This window comes from Nonomuraea sp. MTCD27 (assembly GCF_041950495.1).
Classification (GTDB): domain Bacteria; phylum Actinomycetota; class Actinomycetes; order Streptosporangiales; family Streptosporangiaceae; genus Nonomuraea.
Window position 1 is genome coordinate 68216 of sequence record NZ_JBGNUW010000030.1, and the last position, 17369, is coordinate 85584.

The 17369-nt window shown below is 69.1% G+C and carries 24 protein-coding genes; 13 read left to right on the forward strand and 11 right to left on the reverse strand.

Going from position 1 to position 17369, the window contains the following annotated elements; all coding sequences use genetic code 11:
• Window positions 1–43: 43 nt before the first annotated feature.
• Window positions 44–697: a response regulator gene (locus tag ACBJ59_RS54275; protein ID WP_375117837.1), complete on the forward strand. Its 654-nt coding sequence runs from the start codon at window positions 44–46 to the stop codon at window positions 695–697.
• Here ACBJ59_RS54275 and ACBJ59_RS54280 read toward each other — a convergent pair.
• Entirely contained in the window at window positions 675–1067 is a 393-nt protein-coding gene (locus ACBJ59_RS54280; protein WP_375117838.1) for a response regulator, read from the reverse strand. The genes ACBJ59_RS54275 and ACBJ59_RS54280 overlap by 23 nt on opposite strands.
• Window positions 1068–1108: 41 nt before the next feature.
• Window positions 1109–1759: a DUF1345 domain-containing protein gene (locus ACBJ59_RS54285; protein WP_375117839.1), complete on the reverse strand. Its 651-nt coding sequence runs from the start codon at window positions 1757–1759 to the stop codon at window positions 1109–1111.
• A 742-nt stretch (window positions 1760–2501) separates the two neighbouring features.
• Here ACBJ59_RS54285 and ACBJ59_RS54290 point away from each other — a divergent pair.
• Genes ACBJ59_RS54290 through ACBJ59_RS54300 form a run of 3 tightly spaced genes read left to right on the forward strand, consistent with a single transcriptional unit; the run spans window position 2502 to window position 3549 of the window.
• Window positions 2502–2627, forward strand: a complete 126-nt coding sequence (locus ACBJ59_RS54290) for a hypothetical protein (RefSeq protein ID WP_375117840.1) — start codon at window positions 2502–2504, stop codon at window positions 2625–2627.
• Window positions 2628–2678: 51 nt separating this feature from the next.
• Window positions 2679–3083, forward strand: a complete 405-nt coding sequence (locus tag ACBJ59_RS54295) for a hypothetical protein (protein ID WP_375117841.1) — start codon at window positions 2679–2681, stop codon at window positions 3081–3083.
• A gap of 10 nt (window positions 3084–3093) precedes the next feature.
• Window positions 3094–3549 carry a hypothetical protein gene (locus ACBJ59_RS54300; RefSeq protein WP_375117842.1) on the forward strand — a complete coding sequence of 152 codons (456 nt, stop codon included), beginning with the start codon at window positions 3094–3096 and terminating at the stop codon, window positions 3547–3549.
• Here ACBJ59_RS54300 and ACBJ59_RS54305 read toward each other — a convergent pair.
• Complete coding sequence (locus ACBJ59_RS54305) at window positions 3539–4108, reverse strand: dihydrofolate reductase family protein (protein WP_375117843.1); 570 nt, start codon at window positions 4106–4108, stop codon at window positions 3539–3541. The two genes, ACBJ59_RS54300 and ACBJ59_RS54305, sit on opposite strands and share 11 nt — an antisense overlap.
• A 399-nt stretch (window positions 4109–4507) precedes the next feature.
• Between ACBJ59_RS54305 and ACBJ59_RS54310 the strand changes: the two genes are divergently transcribed.
• Both ACBJ59_RS54310 and ACBJ59_RS54315 read left to right on the forward strand, forming a co-directional pair.
• Window positions 4508–4933: a hypothetical protein gene (locus tag ACBJ59_RS54310; RefSeq protein ID WP_375117844.1), complete on the forward strand. Its 426-nt coding sequence runs from the start codon at window positions 4508–4510 to the stop codon at window positions 4931–4933.
• Entirely contained in the window at window positions 4879–5589 is a 711-nt protein-coding gene (locus ACBJ59_RS54315; RefSeq protein WP_375117845.1) for an ATP-binding cassette domain-containing protein, read from the forward strand. The genes ACBJ59_RS54310 and ACBJ59_RS54315 overlap by 55 nt, the downstream gene beginning before the upstream one ends.
• Window positions 5590–5637: 48 nt before the next feature.
• On the opposite strand, the gene ACBJ59_RS54320 is transcribed toward ACBJ59_RS54315, so the two are convergent.
• Both ACBJ59_RS54320 and ACBJ59_RS54325 read right to left on the reverse strand, forming a co-directional pair.
• The gene (locus tag ACBJ59_RS54320) at window positions 5638–6045 is read right to left on the reverse strand and encodes an NUDIX domain-containing protein (protein WP_375117846.1); all 408 of its coding nucleotides are present in this window, start codon (window positions 6043–6045) and stop codon (window positions 5638–5640) included.
• Window positions 6046–6081: 36 nt separating this feature from the next.
• Complete coding sequence (locus ACBJ59_RS54325; RefSeq protein ID WP_375117847.1) at window positions 6082–6402, reverse strand: STAS domain-containing protein; 321 nt, start codon at window positions 6400–6402, stop codon at window positions 6082–6084.
• Window positions 6403–6492: 90 nt separating this feature from the next.
• On the opposite strand from ACBJ59_RS54325, the gene ACBJ59_RS54330 reads away from it, so the two are divergent.
• The 3 genes from ACBJ59_RS54330 (at window position 6493) to ACBJ59_RS54340 (ending at window position 7497) form a co-directional block, all read left to right on the forward strand.
• Entirely contained in the window at window positions 6493–6720 is a 228-nt protein-coding gene (locus tag ACBJ59_RS54330; RefSeq protein ID WP_375117848.1) for a hypothetical protein, read from the forward strand.
• Window positions 6704–7024, forward strand: a complete 321-nt coding sequence (locus ACBJ59_RS54335) for a hypothetical protein (RefSeq protein ID WP_375117849.1) — start codon at window positions 6704–6706, stop codon at window positions 7022–7024. Before ACBJ59_RS54330 ends, ACBJ59_RS54335 begins: the two co-directional genes overlap by 17 nt.
• Window positions 7025–7155: 131 nt before the next feature.
• On the forward strand, window positions 7156–7497 hold the full coding sequence (locus ACBJ59_RS54340; protein ID WP_375117850.1) for a hypothetical protein: 342 nt from the start codon (window positions 7156–7158) through the stop codon (window positions 7495–7497).
• Window positions 7498–7568: 71 nt separating this feature from the next.
• Here the strand turns inward: ACBJ59_RS54340 and ACBJ59_RS54345 are convergent, their stop codons facing one another.
• Both ACBJ59_RS54345 and ACBJ59_RS54350 read right to left on the reverse strand, forming a co-directional pair.
• Window positions 7569–8879, reverse strand: a complete 1311-nt coding sequence (locus tag ACBJ59_RS54345) for a serine hydrolase domain-containing protein (protein ID WP_375117851.1) — start codon at window positions 8877–8879, stop codon at window positions 7569–7571.
• 782 nt (window positions 8880–9661) lie between these two features.
• The gene (locus ACBJ59_RS54350; protein ID WP_375117852.1) at window positions 9662–10621 is read right to left on the reverse strand and encodes a zinc-binding dehydrogenase; all 960 of its coding nucleotides are present in this window, start codon (window positions 10619–10621) and stop codon (window positions 9662–9664) included.
• A gap of 359 nt (window positions 10622–10980) precedes the next feature.
• On the opposite strand from ACBJ59_RS54350, the gene ACBJ59_RS54355 reads away from it, so the two are divergent.
• Window positions 10981–11622 (forward strand): TetR/AcrR family transcriptional regulator C-terminal domain-containing protein, encoded by a 642-nt coding sequence (locus tag ACBJ59_RS54355; protein ID WP_375117853.1) that lies wholly within the window; start codon window positions 10981–10983, stop codon window positions 11620–11622.
• 51 nt (window positions 11623–11673) lie between these two features.
• Here ACBJ59_RS54355 and ACBJ59_RS54360 read toward each other — a convergent pair whose 3' ends face one another.
• Both ACBJ59_RS54360 and ACBJ59_RS54365 read right to left on the reverse strand, forming a co-directional pair.
• On the reverse strand, window positions 11674–12201 hold the full coding sequence (locus ACBJ59_RS54360) for a transposase (protein WP_375117854.1): 528 nt from the start codon (window positions 12199–12201) through the stop codon (window positions 11674–11676).
• Between the two features lie 282 nt (window positions 12202–12483).
• Window positions 12484–13095 (reverse strand): TetR/AcrR family transcriptional regulator, encoded by a 612-nt coding sequence (locus ACBJ59_RS54365; protein ID WP_375117855.1) that lies wholly within the window; start codon window positions 13093–13095, stop codon window positions 12484–12486.
• A gap of 144 nt (window positions 13096–13239) precedes the next feature.
• Here ACBJ59_RS54365 and ACBJ59_RS54370 point away from each other — a divergent pair, with 144 nt between their 5' ends.
• The 3 genes from ACBJ59_RS54370 (at window position 13240) to ACBJ59_RS54380 (ending at window position 15018) form a co-directional block, all read left to right on the forward strand.
• On the forward strand, window positions 13240–13974 hold the full coding sequence (locus ACBJ59_RS54370) for an SDR family NAD(P)-dependent oxidoreductase (RefSeq protein ID WP_031067588.1): 735 nt from the start codon (window positions 13240–13242) through the stop codon (window positions 13972–13974).
• 31 nt (window positions 13975–14005) lie between these two features.
• The gene (locus ACBJ59_RS54375) at window positions 14006–14629 is read left to right on the forward strand and encodes an NADPH-dependent F420 reductase (protein ID WP_375117856.1); all 624 of its coding nucleotides are present in this window, start codon (window positions 14006–14008) and stop codon (window positions 14627–14629) included.
• Between the two features lie 236 nt (window positions 14630–14865).
• Complete coding sequence (locus tag ACBJ59_RS54380; RefSeq protein ID WP_375117857.1) at window positions 14866–15018, forward strand: LLM class flavin-dependent oxidoreductase; 153 nt, start codon at window positions 14866–14868, stop codon at window positions 15016–15018.
• Between the two features lie 393 nt (window positions 15019–15411).
• On the opposite strand, the gene ACBJ59_RS54385 is transcribed toward ACBJ59_RS54380, so the two are convergent.
• Window positions 15412–15690, reverse strand: a complete 279-nt coding sequence (locus tag ACBJ59_RS54385) for a hypothetical protein (RefSeq protein ID WP_375117858.1) — start codon at window positions 15688–15690, stop codon at window positions 15412–15414.
• Between the two features lie 122 nt (window positions 15691–15812).
• Window positions 15813–17351: a nucleoside hydrolase-like domain-containing protein gene (locus ACBJ59_RS54390; protein ID WP_375117859.1), complete on the reverse strand. Its 1539-nt coding sequence runs from the start codon at window positions 17349–17351 to the stop codon at window positions 15813–15815.
• Window positions 17352–17369: the final 18 nt, after the last annotated feature.

Genomic DNA, 17369 nt, shown 5'->3' on the forward strand with positions numbered 1-17369 from the left:
GCCCGGAGTGTACCGATCGCGGACAAGGTCCCATAATGCCGACATGGCCGATACGCAGGTGGTTCTCGCTGACGACGACGTGCTGCTGCGCGAAGGGCTCGCCAGCCTTCTCGCGCGCTCCGGCCTGGACGTGGTCGGGCAGGCCGGCGACGCCGTCCAGCTGCTGGACCTGGTCCGCGAACGGCGGCCGCAGCTGGCCATCGTGGACATCCGGATGCCGCCCACCAACACGGTCGAGGGGCTGCGGGCCGCCGCGGAGATCCGCGAGCGGCACCCCGAGGTGGGCATCCTGGTGCTGTCGGCACACGCCGAGGCCGAGCACGCCATGCAGCTGCTGGCCAGCGGCGGCGGGATCGGCTACCTGCTCAAGAGCCGGGTGACCGACGTGGAGGACTTCGTCGACACGGCGCTGCGCATCGCCAGGGGCGGCTCGGTCGTCGACCCCGCACTGGTCCAGGAGCTGGTGTCGGCGCGCCGCCGCAACGACCCGCTGGACGCGCTCAGCACGCGCGAGCGCGAGGTGTTGTCCCTGATGGCCGAGGGCCGCTCGAACGCCGGCATCGCCCGCCGGTTGTGGGTGACCGAGGGCACGGTGGAGAAGCACGTACGCAGCATTCTCACCAAGCTCGGCCTGACCGAGGCCGACGACGACCACCGCCGGGTGCTGGCCGTGCTCACCTTCCTCGATGCCCGCTGAGCAGCTCGCGGATCGCCGGCCCCGACAGCCGCGCCTTCGGCAGGAACCCGACCGCCTGGCTCGCCTCCACCAGCTGGGCGAAGTCGTCGGCGTCCTGGGTCGAGATCATGATGACCGGGACGGCTTCCAGGCGGCCGGCCACGTCGAAGCCGCTCTCCTCGCCCAGCCCGACGTCGACCAGCGCGACGTCGGGCCGCAGCGCCGAGGCCAGCTCCAACGCCTGGCCTCCGGTCTCGGCCGTCCCGACGACCCGGACGCCCTGCAACTCCAGCAGCCGGCTCGCGGCCTCCACGAACCGTCGGCTGTCATCGACGATCAGGCAGCGCAACTCCACCTCCCCAGGCTCCCACCCCGGCAGGGCGCGGGGCATTCCCGCTAGCTGGAACCCTCTCGTGCGTACCGCCGGCGCGGTCATCGGCCCAGGCCCGCGACGAGGTTGATGGTCAGGGCCACGATGACCGTCCCGAACAGGTACGACAGCAGGGCCTGGCGCAGCACCGTCGAGCGGAACGCGGAGGTGCGCAACTCGGTGTCGGAGACCTGGAACGTCATCCCGACGGTGAAGGCCAGATAGGCGAAGTCGGTGAAGCGCGGCTGGGCCCCGCTGGGGTCGCCGGTGTGGAAGTCGATGCCCTCGCCGCCCGAGGAGTAGTACATCAGCGCGTACCGCAGCGTGAAGATCGTGTGCACGACCGCCCACGACGCCACGACGCTGGCGACGCCAAGGCCCACGACCAAGGCTTCCCCGGTTCCGGCGATCATGATCATGTAGCCCACCGCCGCCAGGCTGGCCACCGCCGCGACGACCACGGCCACGTCCGCACCCGCGCGCGTGGGATCCTCCCGGTCCACGTCGGCGGCCGTCTGCGGGCCGTCGAGCCAGGCGATCCGCGCCCAGGTGACCGCCAGGAACACCACGGCCGCCGCATCCCAGCCGATCAACGGCACGTACGGCAACGGCACCACCGCCGCGGCCATAGCCACGGCCAGGAGCCCGCCCGCGGCAGCGGTCAGCGCGGCCCGCCGTACCGAGGCTCCGAGCATCTCGGACACCCGCGTCATCAGAATCGCCCCTATCCTCTGTTCTCGTGCTTCCAGCCTCGCCGCGAACGGGCCGGCGGGCATCGCGGCCAGCGCCCGTCCGGGGATGCGGCCAGCGGTAAGCCGCCACTACCTGCTAGCCGCCAGGGCTCCGGCGGCGCGGGACGGTCCGCGCCGATCGGTGCGCGGATTACCTGATAACCCTTGAGTTCCATTGGGCTTTTTCGGCCTCTCTAGCCCCAGGACCTGGGCGTTTTTGGTTGAAGCTCCGGCTTCTGCAGACGTTGATGAGATTTCGGGGATTCTGAGGATCTGTCGTCCCTGGTCGTTCGTCTTCCTATGAGGGTGAAGGCGAGGCGGCCGGAGTTGGCGGTGGCCGTGGTGAAGGATGTGCGTGTGGCGCGTGCCCTGGCCACTGTGGAGGACCTGGAGGCGCTGGAGACCGACGTGCTGGCCGGGTTCGTGCTGGCCCGGGCGGCGGCAGGGCTGTCGGACGGGACGATCTCCTCCGACATGGTGCATCTGGAGCAGGTGCGGGCCTGGTTCGGCCGGCCGCTGTGGGAGATGGAACCGGCCGACGCCGATACGTACTTCCTGGTTGCGGCCCGATCGCTGCTCGCGTTCTGCCGCAAACGGCGCAGCATCTTCCGCAACCCGACCCGCGGCGTCCGCATCGGCCAGCATCCTGCCGGGCTCGTCCAGCGGCTCGACCAGGACGACATCGACCGGGCGATTCGCTGCGCCACCGGTTCCGTCGGCACCAGTGGATCAGCTCGTCGAACTGCTGGCCGGGGCCGCCGTCAGCCTCCTGGTGACCAGGATGGACGACCTCCTCGCGCTGTTCGCCCGCAGCGCGCAACCCGCACAGGAGAACCGATGGGAAACATGATCACCCTTTGGTCGGGCTGCTCGTGTGCTCACGTTCGGTGTCGTACGCCGGATGAGCAAGCACACCGCCGTGCTGGCCGACCTGCGCGCCAAGGCACAAGGGGCGAACGTACTCGGCGGCGAGATCGCGCTCACCGCCGGCTCGCCCATCGCGGCGTTCGAGGCGACCACGACGGAGGGTCAGTCGATCACTCTCGCGGAGCTGGGTGACCACGCCCTGGTGGGCTTCTTCTCCCCGCCCTGCGGTCTTCGCAAGGAGCGCCTGCCCGACTTCTTGCAGTATGCCGCTGGCCGCCAGGAAGGCAGCGGCTCCGTGCTGGCGGTGCTGGCTGGTACCGCCGACGAGACGGGCGAGTTGGCCGAGCCGCTCCGGCAGGTGGCCTCCGTCGTGGTCGAGCCCGACCACGGACCGCTCCAGCACGCGTTCGCGGTGACAGGCTTCCCGGCCGCCCGCTGATCTCGCGGTCGTGTCGATACGTACGGGGGGACAGGCGCTGGCGTTCGTCTGGCGAGCCGCGCCCGGCCCCATAACCGCCTACCTCCTGCTCTCCGTCCTGGGCGCTCTCGCCCCGGTGGCGATCGTGTGGCTGACCAAGCTGGTGATCGACCTGCTCGCCTCCGGTGTCACCGGCTGGTCCAAGTCGTTGACGCCGGCCGCGGCCCTTGCTGCCGTCGGCGTCGCCTCGTTCCTGCCGCACGCGGCCCGCTACCTGCGGGCGGAGACCGAGCGGAGGGTGTACCTCAACGCTACTGCCACGTCAGGCAACGTTTGCCCTGTCCGCTACCGGCACCTCGGGGCGATGTCCCCCGTCGATATGTCCGCGCGTTCGGGGGCACGGCCAGCGCGGCCAACGCGACCCCGAGCCGTCGTTCCGTCGCGAGGGAGCGGCCAACGTGCCAGGATAAATCACGTCAAGCCGTAACTCGCGTGGGCCGGTATCGCAGGGCGACCGCCCCCGACCGGAACTCACGGCGGTCCACGGGCTCGAGCTGGATGCGCTCGCGCAGACCGGCGAGCAACGTCGGCCCGTGTCCGGCAAGGACCGGCTGCACAAGGAACTCGTACTCGTCGATCAGTCCCAGATCTGCCAACGCCAGGGGGAGCGTCACGCCACCCACCCACAGGCCCTCGCCTGACTCCTGCTTGAGCCGCTGAATCGCTTGCCCCAAGTCGCCTCGCAGCAGCTCGGCATTCCAATCGACCCCGCTCAGCGTGCTCGACACGACGTACTTCTTCGCCCGGTCGATGGTCTCGGCGAACGGGATCTGCCACTCATCCATCCAGTCAGGCCACGTGTCCGTGGCCGGCTTCCGCCACGCCGACTCCATCATCTCGTAGGTCACCCGGCCGAATAGCAGGGCATCGGCTCGCTCCAGCTCAGCGGTCCAGTAGCGCATCGACTCCTCGTCCGGGGGGAGCCCTGCCTCGTGATGGCAGCAGCCGTCGATCGTGACGTTGATCGAGTATCGAAGTGGTCTCATCTCGTTGCTCTCCCTTGATGCGCGCAGCGCGTTTTCACCGGACGTCTACTTAGACGACTGTCGGCGCCATTTCTCATCGGCGCCCGATCCCACCTACTCAACACCGTCGTGATGCGAACCAGACCGCAGACCGAGCGCGCGACCAATTCGGCGCTCGGGGCGTTCAGATTCGCAACGGGACGGCGCCCATAACGCTCGACTTCGACGCACGGTGCCACGTCACCTACCGTCGGCTCAGGGTCAACGACGAACGTCGCAAACGTTGCCTGACGCGGCACTACGCCTAGCCTGTACGCCGCCGGTGACCGCTTCGTCGGGCTGCCGCGTTCCGAGGACCCCCGCTTTCTCGACCGCATCCAGCACGCCCGGTCGAGCGGAGCAAGCGGTCCCGGGGCCGTCGTGGACAGCGGCCTGGGCATCGTCCAGGCGGCGTTCACGGTAGCCGGCTTCGCCGGCACGCTGGTGCTCCTCGGTCCATGGATGGCAGTGACCGTGCTGCTCGCCGCGGTGCCTGCGCTGCTCGCCGAACTCGCGTTCAGCCGGCGGCGGGCGGAGATGGTGACGCGGACCGGGCAGGCGACCAGGTGGGAGGTCTTCTACTCCGACCTGCTGACCAACGGCCAGGTGGTCAAGGAACTGCGCCTGTACGGCGCCGGGCCGTACCTGTGGCGGTGGATGGCCGGCGAGATCCGTACGATCCAGACGGCGAGCCGTCGCATCAACCGGCGGGAGGGGCCGTCCAGGGCGGGCTCGCGGTCCTCGGCGCCGTCGTGGCCGGCGGCCTGCTTCTGTGGGCGGCGCGCTCTGCCGCGTCGGGCCTGCTGAGCGTCGGCGACGTCGCGCTGGTGGTCGCCGCCATCGGGGCGGTGCAGGGCTCGCTGGCCACGATCGTCTCGCACGTCGTGGCCGCGCACCAGGCGCTGCTGCTCTTCGAGCACTACCTGGCCGTGGTCGGCGCCGCCCCTGACCTGCCGCTGCCTCCTCTGCCAGCGCCGACGCCCCCGTTGCGGAAGGGGGTGGAGTTCCGGGACGTGTGGTTCCGCTACGGCGACGACCAGCCGTGGAACCTGCGCGGCGCGAACATCGTGCTGCCGGTCGGGCGCCCCACCGCGCTGGTTGGGCTCAACGGCGCGGGCAAGACGACCCCCTGGTCAAACTGCTCTGCCGGTTCTACGACCCGACGCGGGAGGCGAACCTGTGGGACGGCGTCGACCTGCGGGAGCCCGAACGAGCTGCGGCACCGGATCCGCGCCGTCTTCCAGGACGCCACCAGCTACGACCTCACGGCCAGGGAGAACATCGCCCTCGACGACATGGAGCGCGTCGAGGGGGCGGCCCGCCGCGCCGCGATCCACGAGGTCGTCGCTGGCCTGCGACCGATCCTGCCGCGACAGCCAAGGGGGCGGGTGGAGGGGCAGGGGCCCCTCCACCCGGGTGGAGACACTGTTGGCGAAGTAGATCAAACAGAGGCGACCCCGTGATCGCCTACGTGATCACGGGGCGTTCATGTTGGAAGGTGATTGGGTGGGTCAACATTTTGGCTCGTCAAGAACGAGGGCTCCCGTCTGGATGAGCAGGGGAAGCACCTGGTTACGAACCGCTGGGGCCAAGCGAGGTCCATAACTGTCACGCCCATCGGTCCATCCCAGAGCGGCAAGCTCCGCGGCGGCCTTCGGACGTCCGGCCAGTCTGGCCGTGAAGACCGTCATGCGCATCGGCACGCCCTCAATCGCTGCCATGTCCTCGACCTGGCCGAGCAGGTCCATATCGCGCGGCGCGACCCCGAGTTCCTCGTTCAGTTCCCGAACCAGGGTCTCCCGCGGGCTCTCCCCGGCTTCAGGCTTTCCTCCGGGTAGGTAAAACACCTCCGGCGCCGCTTTCTTGCTTACGACGAGCAAGCGCCCCTGATGGGTGACGGCCGCCGCCACCACGTTCATTACACGGTCACCAAGCACGCCTGCCAGCATTCCAGATCAGGCGAACCCGGCTGCAGCGGAGAAGATTCTCTTGTCTCCTACCTCGAGCACGCGGGCGGGGACGCCATAGGCCGCGGCGAGATGCCGGCTCGCGCCCTCGGCGAGGCAGGTTCGATGGCAGTCCAGCAGGATGTGCAGGCCGGAGCTGTCCATGAAGGACAGTTCGGCCAGGTCGGCGACCACGTGATCGCCGGGGCGGCGGACCTGTTTCAGGTAGGCGGTCAGCTCGCCGCTGTTGGTGCGGTCAAGCTCGCCGGCCAGCGCGAGCACGCACACGCCGGGCAGGTACTGGTGATGCAGCAGGAACGCCGGGGTCATCGCGCGGGATCGCTGCGGCGGGACGGGCTGCCACGGGAGAAGCTCCGGCGCACCGCACGCGCACGCGGACGGATCTGGCGGGCGTGGGGCTTGCTGCAGGACATCACCGTCGGGTACGGCTACCAGCCCGGCCGGGCCGTCGCCGGCGTGCTGGCCCTGCTTCTGGCCGGCACCCTCCTGTTCACCCACGCCACCTGCGGACCCACAGCGGGCCTGTGCCCGATCAAGGCCGACGGGCATCCGGCCTGGGACCCCTTCATATACTGCCTGGACCTGCTCATCCCGCTGATGAGTCTGGGACATGACACTGCTTGTTGACCCTGTCGGGCCGGCGAAGATCGCCACACTGGTGCTCACGGTCGCGGGCTGGGTCCTCGCCACCACGATCGGCGCCGCAGCGGCACGTGTTTCCGGGTTATCTGGCAACTCGGCGGATGATGGGGCGTACCGAATGGATCCAGTCATCGCCGAGCAACTCGGCCGCGCCCACCCGCTCGCCCGCCATCTCGACGACTTCCTCACCGATCTGGCCAACGCCGGCGCCTCCGCCCACACCCGGCGCGCCTACCGCGGCAACCTGATTGCCTTCGCCGCCCACCACGGGAGGACATCGCCGAGCTGACCGCGCCCCCGATCCGGGCGTTCCTGGCCGAGCTCACCGAGCTGTCGCCGGCCAGCCGCAAGCGCAAGCGCGCCGCCGTCGCCTCCTTCGCCAAGTGGGGCGTCCGCCACGAACTGCTGGCCACCAACCCGATGGACCGGATCGACACCGTCAAGGCCGTCAAGGACCTCGACCTGCACCTGGACGATGAACACGTCCGCATCCACGGCAAGGGCGGCAGCGTGCGCACCGTTCTGCTGGACGACCGCGGCTACGTCGCCCTGCTCAAGCTCTACCTGGCCCGCGCCGGCTACACCGCCGGGCCGCTGTTTCGCGCCTCGATCAACGGCCGGTGCGGGCCGCTGTCCTACGACGCCGCCGTCTCGGCCACGCTTCTGCTGAGACGACGCAACTGTACGCGCTGCTGGACGACAAGGTCGCCGATGCCGAGATCCGCGCCGCCCGCCCGCGACCGCGACTGGGCAGCGCGTTGAAAACCTTCACGGCCAAGAGAGACTTCACTCGCCGGATTCACCGTGGCCTTGGAGTTCGGGGCCCGTGACCATCAGGCGATCCGGTAGGCGGCGGCACCGTTGTGCAGGAAGCGGGCGCGGCCATGCCCGTCGGAGCCGACCAGGGACAGGACCTGGTGGCCGCCGGACTTCGGTTCGACGGTGATGACCGAGCTGTCGTTGAGACGGACCACCTCGACCCGGTTCTCGGACCCGCCGAGCAAGGACTCGGCGATCTCGTTGCGTGGGCGGTAGGTGAGGATCGCGCGGTCGTGCTCGCTGGTGAGGGTGATGTCGTACAGGGTGGAGCGGTAGGTGCCGCACATGCGGTCCGCGTCGATCCCTGTCGGGTTCAAGGGCGGTACGGGTAGTGGCGCCGTCTCGACGCCGGCAAGGTCCCTGAGCGCCGCACCGAAGATCTCGTAGGCCAATGGCGCACCACCCGTACTGTTGGTCAGCACGGCCACCGCCACACCCGCCGATGGCACGACGCGAAGCCATGCCTTCTGCCCCTTGGAGACACCGGTGTGGCCGACGACGCCGTCCTGGTAGAGCATCCAGCCAAGTCCCCAGCCGATGACGCCGCCACCGAAGTCCGGGACGGATTCGACCTGGGGTTCGCGCAGTGCCGCCAGCGCAGGGTCGGTGAGGTGCAGGCGGACGAACTCCAGCAGGTCGCGTGCGCTGATCGCGAGGTGCGAGCCGCTGGGCGCGCAGTAGTAGCGGACCGCCCACTCCTTCGCCGGAACGACCTCTCCGCCGGTCTCGATGTGGCCGACCGCGGCACGGTGCAGGATCGCCTCGTAGGTGTCGGTAACGGCGGTGTGCAGGCCCAGTGGTATCACCAGGCGTTCGCGGAGCACGTCGTGGAAGGGCTTGCCGCGTAACACCTCCACCAGCCTGCCGAGCACCACGTATCCGCTGTTGGAGTAGGAGAAGACGGTGCCCGGCGGGAGGAACTGGTCCGCCTCGGCGAGGGTGGCGACGAACTTCTCGATCGCGTCGTCGTTGCGACCGGTGTCGGTGAAGTGGTTGCCGTCGATACCGCCGGTGTGGGTGAGCAGGTGGCGGGCGGTCAGGAAGTCGGTGGCGGCTGGGTCGCTCAGCCGAAAGCCGGGCAGGTAGTCGCGGACAGGACGGTCGAGATCCAGCACACCGTCGTCGACCAGTTGCTGGATCAGCGTGGCTGTCCAGATCTTGGTGATCGAGCCGATCTTGAACACCGAGTCGGTCGTGGCCTCGACCCGGGTGCGCAGACTCAGCACGCCCGCAGCCTCGTCCCGGATCTCCCCGTTGGCCAGCACGGCGACCTGTGCGCCCGGTACGTCATACTTCGCGACAAGCTCGCCCAGATCCCATCCCACCCCGACAGGTTAGTGGCCGGCCTCCACCTGACCCGGGACGGGTGCCACCCTGGACGGACAGCCGCTCGATGCCGCTACGGTCGCACGCGACAGAGCGCTGATCGTCCGACCGCCTGGCCGTTATCCTCGCGCTTTCGAGATTAGTGCAATCTCGGAAATACACTCACAGATGTGAGTTTCGAGATTATGCGCTCCGAACTCTCATAGGCGTCCGGATTCACTTCCGAGATTACGAGGCGCCGTGCGGGCCCGGCCGAGGCCGCCAACGTCGCCAAGGTACTGGTGGTGATCTGCTCGCGGAGGCCGCGCGAGGAGGCGCCGCTGGACCGGCTGCGCGACCGGGTGCTGTTCGAGACCGCCTACGTGTGCGGCGCCCGCTCCCCCGAGGTCTGCGGCCTGTACGTCGAGGACCTGGATCTGCGCCTGGACGACGAACACACGCGGATCTGCGGCAAGGGCAGCAGCGTGCGCACCGTACTACTGGACGACCGCGGCTACGTCGCACCGCTCAAGCTGTATCTGGCCCGCGCCGACGGGGCAGAATGGACCGTCGCGGCGATCCGCGGGCCTCATCGCTGTTGCGGCAGTCGAGCCGCTGGCTGTCACCAGCCGCTGGGACATGCTGGGGGTCGCAATGTGATCGCCTCGTGGGGCCCGGATCGTGGCCTGCGGGCCGCTGGGGATGGCTCCGCCGCTCGAGACGGTTCCGTCGACGTCGTGGGTGGGGACGGCGACGGAACGCCGACCGGTGATCATGCTGGTGTGTCGTGGGCGCGGGCCGGTCATGGCACCACGACAAGCCGCCTGCCTTTGAGGTCGGTTCGCTGCCAGGCGGTCTCGATGTCGCTCAGCGGGACCTTCTCCACGTCGAAGGCGAGCTCGCCGGACCGCGTCCACGTCACGACCTGCTGGTACACCTCGTCCATGGTCTGCGGGTCGAGGCCCTTGGCCGCGCCGTAGATCTCCACGCCGGAGGTGCGCAGGCTCGATGCGGCGAGCGCAAGCTCGGTGCCGGCTGACTCGCCGACCTGGACCACCCGGGTCGGCTTGCCGAACGCGAACGACCGCGGCACCAGGGCGCGCAGCAGGATCTCGCTGGGCCTGCCCCACAGGTAGTCCACGACGACGTCGTAGCCGTCCCCCCTGGCGTCGAGGTACGCCTGTGCCAGCGCCTCGTCGGAGACCGCGGTGTTGATCAGCGTGTCGGCTCCGATGGCCCGCACCGCGCGCAACTGGTTGTCGTCGCGGCCGGTGGCCACGATCCGGCCGGCGCCCAGCAGCCGGGCCACCTTGACCGCGAGCCGCCCGGCGACCCCGGTGGCGCCCTGCACCAGCACCGTCTGGCCGGGAACGAACCCCGCGGCCGTCTTCATCGACATCGCGGTGACGGCCGAGGCCATCACCGCTACCACGGCCGGGTCGATGCCATCGGGGATCGGCATGTAGGAGCCCTGGGGCACCACGGCCTTCTCGGCGAGCGCGCCGTAGGGCAGGCGGATGTTGCCGAACCCGACGAGCGTGCCGTCCGGGAGGGCGCCGATGCCGTCGAAGGCAGGGATCACCGGAAGCCGGCCGATGTACTTCTCACTGGCGTAGTGCGCACCGGATGCGATCGCCTTGTCGACGTTCTCGACGGCGACCGCCTTGACATCGATGATCATCTCGCCGTCGTCGGCCACCGGATCGGGGAAGTCCTCATAGCGCGGGATGCCGCCGACCTCGTGGAGCACCGCTGCCTTCATCCCAGCTCCTGACCGAACAAACGGGCGATCCGCGTCTGCCACGCCGCCAGCACGCGAGGCGGACGGGCCGCAGAGTGGTTGAACCCGTGGTGGTGCCAACGATGGTGCGTGAGCGGGTGCCGCCACCCACGGCCGTGGCGGCGCCACCCACGGCCGTGGCGGCGCCACCCATGGCCGTGGCGGGCCTGGCCCTGGTGCCCGGCCGGCCGCTCGGTGTGCGCGGGAACCCCCGGAATGTGATGGGCCGCCCAGTGCAGCAGGTCGCGAAGCGAGTGCTGGTGTCTCATCGTTTCCTCCTCCGGCACGTAATTCTCTATCACCGATAGAGGACTCTATCACTGATAGAGTCCGGAAAGGAGGTGCCGGAATTGGCTCTGGACAAACAGCGGATCGTCACCGAGGCCGTCGCGCTACTGGACGCCGAAGGTCTCGACGGCGTGACCACGCGCAAACTGGCCGCCCGGCTCGGCGTACAGTCGCCGACCCTTTACTGGCACATCCCGAACAAGGCAGCGCTGGTCACCGCGATCGCCGAGGCGATTCTTGAGCAGCAGTTCCCCGAACTGGCGTCGCCCGCGCCGGAGGAACGCTGGCAGGACTGGCTGATCGGCCTGGCCGGGCGGCTGCGGAACGCGTTGCTGGCCCACCCGGACGGAGCCCGGATCATCGCGGCCTCCCAGCTGTCCCTCAAGATGGCCGCCATCTCCGAACTGGCGATGAGCACACTGGTCGGGCGGGACATTCCCCTGCGGCAGGCTCGCCTGATCGTGTTGACAGTGTTGCGCTTCACCGTCGGCTACGTCCTGGAGGAACAGGCCGGCCGCCCCGACGCGGACGCCCTGGACGGCTTCGACATGGCCGCGTACGCCACGGCGTACCCCACCGTGATGGCCGGCGTGACAGAGTACTTCCAGGATGGCCGCACCGTCGACGATCTCTTCCGCGACTGCCTGGAACAAATCATCCATGGTCCTGCGGCGCCGTCCGGCCCCACGTCCTGACCAGTCAGCCGCTCCGCAGGCGAGTGAATCGCCCCGATGCTCCTATGGTTGTCAAGTGGGTGCTGGGAGATCGTTGTTCGTACAACGGATGATCTCTTTCTTGGACTTGCCTTCAGTGGTGCGGCGGGTGGCGTATGCGCGGGTACGCGGGCACCAGACCATGCGGGCGAGCGCGATGAGATAGAGGGCGCGGTTGACTTGCCGATCACCTCCGCGCGATAGCCGGTAGCGAACGGTTTTGCCGCTGGAGGCGGGGATCGGGGCGGCTCCGCACAGGGCGGCGAAGGCCGCTGGGAAGGTTAGCCTGTCGGGGTTGTCGCCACAGGTGATCAGCAGTTGGGCCGCGGTCTCAGGCCCGACTCCGTGCACCCCGAGCAGGTCTGGACGGGCTTGGCGGACCAAGGCCTTGAGATGAACGTCGAGGTCTTCGATCTCAGAGGTCAGGGCTTGCTGCTGGACGAAGTCGTGCGCACGTGGTGGCGAGCATCTCGGCCGACAGGCCCCGAGCTCGTTGACGCAAGCAGTGCGGGCCTTCACCGCACCGGAGCGTGCCAGGTGCACGGCGCGGATCGACTCCACAATCCCGTCGCCGCCTTTGGGCAGCGCGCGAGCGCGGCCGGACAGAACCGCATCGGCAGCCTCTGCGTGCCCTTGCCGGCCTGTGCGAAGCCAGCGAGCTAAGGGGCACTGCTCTGGCGGCTACTCCGGCAGGTGATACAGCCATCGCCGATCCGCTCATCACGCCTATCCACGTGCCCGACCGTTTCCTGGCCGGCTGGCCGGGCGGGGGCACAGCGTTGGAGGGGCGCGTGGCCGAGTGGCCGGCGCGCAGCGCGACCGGCCCGGCCGCGAAGTGCCAGGTTAACTTGACGCTTCTTCCCGTCGCCGGTCATCGCCGGCTGTGGCGGGGATGGCGTTGTCGATGAGGACCGCGGCGATGGCGGCGGCGGCGGGGAAGGCGTCGGCGTTGAGGACCCGGGTGCGGGCCGCGGCGCCGTCGATGAGCAGCGCGAGCTGCTCGCCGAGCTGTTCAGGGTCGGCGGCGCCGGCTTCGCGGGCGGTGTCGGCGAGCCGCGCGGCGACGGCTTTCTTGTAGTCGCGCGCGTACTGGGATGCGGGGTGCTGGGGGTCGTGGAGTTCGACGGCGGCGCCGATGTAGGGGCACAGGGGGGTGGTGGGAGGGACGTCGAAGGCGGCGAGGAGCCGTTCGCGGGGCGTGAGGTCGGTGCGGTCGAACACGCCGGACAGAACGGAGGGGTCGAACCGGCGCAGGTACTCGGCGACGAGTTCGTCCTTGCCGGTGAAGTGCTGGTAGGCCGTGCGCTTGGACACCTGGGCCGCCGCGCAAAGCTGGTCCATGCCGGTGCGGTTGATGCCCTGCTCGCGGAACAGCTGCTGGGACGCGCTGAGGATGCGCTCGCGGGCGCCCCGGCCGCGGCGGCGGCCCTGGGGACCCTTCTCCAACTCCGACATGGGTCCATGGTACCCGAGCTTGGTAACGATCGGTGTACATAGTTTGCGTCCCGGCCGGGCGCCCCGTACCGTAAGCACACAGATCGGTGTACATAACTCCGTCATCCCAGGTGCACACGGCACCACCGACCCAAAGGAGCGACTATGGGAAAGCTTGACGGCAAGGTAGCGGTCATCACCGGCGGCACCACCGGCATGGCGCTGGCCGGCGCGAAGCTGTTCGTCGACGAGGGAGCGCACGTCTTCATCACCGGCCGCCGCCAGGACGCCCTGGACGAGGCCGTGAAGCAGATCGGCCGCAACGTCACCGGCGTCCAGGGCGACGCCGCCGACCTGGACGACCTGGACCGCCTGTACGACACCGTCAAGCGGGAGAAGGGCAGCCTCGACGTGCTGTGGGCCAGCGCAGGCGGGGGCGAGCCCGCCCCGCTCGGCGAGATCACCGAGGCCCAGTTCGACACCTGGTTCGGGCTCAACGCCCGCGGCACCCTGTTCACCGTCCAGAAGGCCCTCCCGCTCTTCAACGACGGCGGCTCCATCCTCATGACCGGCTCCAACGCCTCCCTCGGCGCCTTCCCCGGCTGGAGCGTCTACGCCGGCAGCAAGGCCGTCCAGCAGGCCTGGGCCCGCGTCTGGCTCAACGAGCTCAAGGACCGCCGCATCCGCGTCAACGTCCTGACCCCCGGCCAGGTCGCCACCGCCAAGCAGGAAGAACTCTTCGACGAGGCCACCAAGCGCCAGTTCGAGTCCCTCATCCCCCGCGGCCAGATGGGCCGCCCCGACGAGATCGCCACCGCCGCCCTCTTCCTCGCCTCCGACGACTCCAGCTACGTCAACGGCATGGAACTCGTCGCCGACGGCGGAACCACCGCCATCTGAACCGAACAACACCACCAGGGCAGGACATCTCATGAGCAACATCAGCATCATCGGCACCGGGAACATGGCCCGCACCATCGGCGCGCGGGCGGTAGCGGGCGGCAACACCGTCGAGGTCATGGGCCGCGATCAGTCCAAGGCCGCCGACCTGGCCAAGGCTCTCGGCGGCGGCGCCACGACGGGAGAATGGGGCACCACCCCGGCCGGGGACATCGTCATCATGGCCCTGTTGTACGACGGCGTCGTACCGGTCGTCGCCCAGTACGGAGACGCTCTCGCGGGCAAGGTCATCGTCGACATCAGCAATCCCTTCAATTCCACGTTCGACGGACTGGCCCACCGCGAGAAGACCTCGATCGCGCAGGAGGTCGCCAAGGCGGCCCCGGCCAGCGCCAGCGTGGTGAAGGCGTTCAACACCATCTTCCGTCATGTCCTTGAGAAGGGTCGGCCCGACGTCTTCATCGCTGGCGATAATGCGCAGGCCAAGGCACGTGTGGAGGCGTTCATCGAGAGCCTCGGGCTGCGCCCGCTGGACGTCGGAGGCCTGAAAATGGCGCACTGGCTGGAAGGAGCCGGCGTGGTCACGGTGGGCCTCGCCAACCACGGGGTGGGGAACTCGGACTTCGCCCTCAGCATCACCGAACTTCCCGTCTGAGCAAACGGTTGACGGATCACCGAAAGGACTCACCAATGAAACTTGGTTTCACACTTCCCGTAGTCGGGTTACCAGCAGCGCCGCCGGCCTGAGCGGGTTCTGCCGCGAGATCGAGGACCTTGGCTACGGCACGCTGTGGGCCGGCGATCACCTGATCCAGCCGGTCGATATGCATGGCATCTATCCGGGCAAAGAGCAGCCGTACCCGCCGTAGATGAAAGCGTTACCTCGACCCGGTGCTGCTGTGGACCGTCGCCGCGACGGCGACCAGCCGGGTGCGGCTGAATGCCAGCACGCTCTGCACCTTCTCCTACGAGCCGCCGCACCTGGCCCGGATGCTGACCACGCTCGACGTGCTCAGCGACGGCCGGCTCGAGGTCTGCGCGTAACGCAGGCGATGTCGGAGGACTGCCGACCGGCATCGACCTCACGACCAGCTTCGAGCCGTTGCCATCGAGGAAGGCGGCCTCCTCGGTGGAGGGGTGCTCGCGGCTGACCTCGGCCTTGTCCACGTACCCCTTGGCCACGACGTCGGTGAGCTTCTGGGTGGACTTGACGAAGATCGCGTCGCTGAACTTCGCCTGCCCGGCCCTGCGCTTGATCAGAAAGTCCGGCTGCCTGCGGCCCCATTCTTAACGTACCGACATCAGGAGGCACGCCGGAAACCGGCAGGAACAACGCGCTCTGCGCCAGGAGGCCGGCAGACAGCTGCGACCACTTACCAACGACCGGCACTGGCCTAAACCTTGACGGCGACCGCTGGCAGCCGCGTCCCAGCCCGATCACCACCCCCTGATCTGCCAACCCGCGCGGCACGCCGAACCGACGATCAATCGGCGGAACCACTGCTGCGGCCGGCGCCGGGCCGGCGTGAGCTTGCAAGTGGGGCGCAGGCCAGCGCAATCAGAGTTGACGCTGGCGAACACAAGGGCGGGAAGGGTGACCACGGTGCGGACCAGGCCCCGCGTGACCGCCTCCTTGAGCAGGCGGGACACGCGGGGCAGGGAGAGGTCTAGTGCGGCGGCGATCTCCGGCTGGCGGATGCCCTGCTCGTGGTACATGCGGGCGACGCGGGCAAGGAGCCGCAGGTGGTGACCTCGCGCCCCCGGACCACCGCACCGCCCTTCTCCGCAGAGTCGGACGTCCGCTTCAGGGTAGGGGGCGCCGGGCCCCGCTCATCTGCTCAGGACCGCACGGTCAGCACCACCCGCTGGTACGAGGTGAGGGCCGGGGTGCCGGCGTCCGTGCCTTGCAGGATGAGGTGGATGGTCTGGCCAGGCTGCGCGTCACGCGGGATGCGCACCCGGGCGGCGCCGTCGCGCTGGGTCAGCGAGACCGTGCCGGGGTAGGTGCCGGCGTCGGTGTACTGCCACCACGTGGCGGTGACGGCGTTCCCGTCGGAGTCGGTGATACGCCCGTTCAGCGTCACCGTCCGGCCGGGGCGGATGTCGCGGTCCAGCCGTCCGGAGACGGTGACGTCCGGCGCGTGATTGACGGCGGCGTGACTGCGGGTGGTGGTCCACTTCAGCCGGGTGGCGAAGTCGTGCTGCGCGGCGCGGAACCAGCGGGTGGAGGCGTAGTCGGCGGACGCGGTGCCGTCGGGGGCGACGTCGGTCCCGGCGCGCCCGCCCCAGCCGCCCCAGCTCGCGTCGGTGCCGGCGCGCAGGCCGTTGTCGAGGAGGTTCATGAAGATGGAGGTGTCTCCTTCGGAGATCCACGATCCCTTCTCCTGGAGGGAGGTCCACACGATGTAGCCCTTCTCCCGGAGTTGCTCGGCGGTCAGGCCGGAGAGTCCGAAGAAGTCGAAGATGTCGTCGGGCACCATCTGCTTGCCATCGCCCCACACCCGGTAGAACGACCCCAACGGGCCGACATCGGACACGTTCGCCTTGGTCCAGGCGGCGGACAGCAGCTCGGCGTCCTGCGGCAGGACGGCCCGGCGGGCGCCGTAGCCCCAGATGGTGGTGGCCATCTGGCGAAACTCGACGTCCGGCCAGGTGGGTCCGATGTACTTGGCGTAGGTGTCGTCCTGGTCGCCGAACGACTGGATGATGGCCTTCTGCGACACCTTGCGGTAGATCGCGGGCCAGGAGGGCGTGTGCTCGTACTGGTCCTTGATGGACTTCAGGGCGCGGGCGATCGTGCTCTGACCCGCCCCGGTGAGCAGGTACAGAGGGCCGGGCTCGTCGTCGAGGAGTTTGCGCTTGATGAGGCCGGAGCCGGGAGAGTCCTTGGAGATGTCTCCGTCGAACTCGATGTTGCCGTCGAGGATCTTCGACTTCAGCTCCTGCGGGCTCGGGTAGCCCTTGGCGTGCGCCCGCAGGTTGGGGTACGCGTGCGCGTACAGGTCGACGGCCTCGTGGATGAAGCGCTCGCCGGGCTTCCACCGCCAGGACGTGCACGGGCAGAGGTTCAGCCCTGGCCTGTCGTACTCGCGGCCGGGGACGAACCACGTGGTGCCCTTGCCGTCGCCCGCCCAGTGCACGCCGCTGCTGGCGTACAGCAGCCCTTCGGTGTCGAACTCGTTGCTGTAGAGCAGGTAGCGGATCAGCGTGTTCTGGTCGTCCAGCTCGGGGTCGTGCATCAGGATGACGCGCGGCCTGCGGTCCCCTCCCCCGTGATGTGCGGCGTCGGCTCCGGCGGGCGGCGCCGCGCCGCAGGTGACGATGACGGCCAGCGCGCAGGTCAGCAGGCGGCCCAGTAATGTCGCGGTCGGTCTCATCGGATTCTCCGCTCCTCG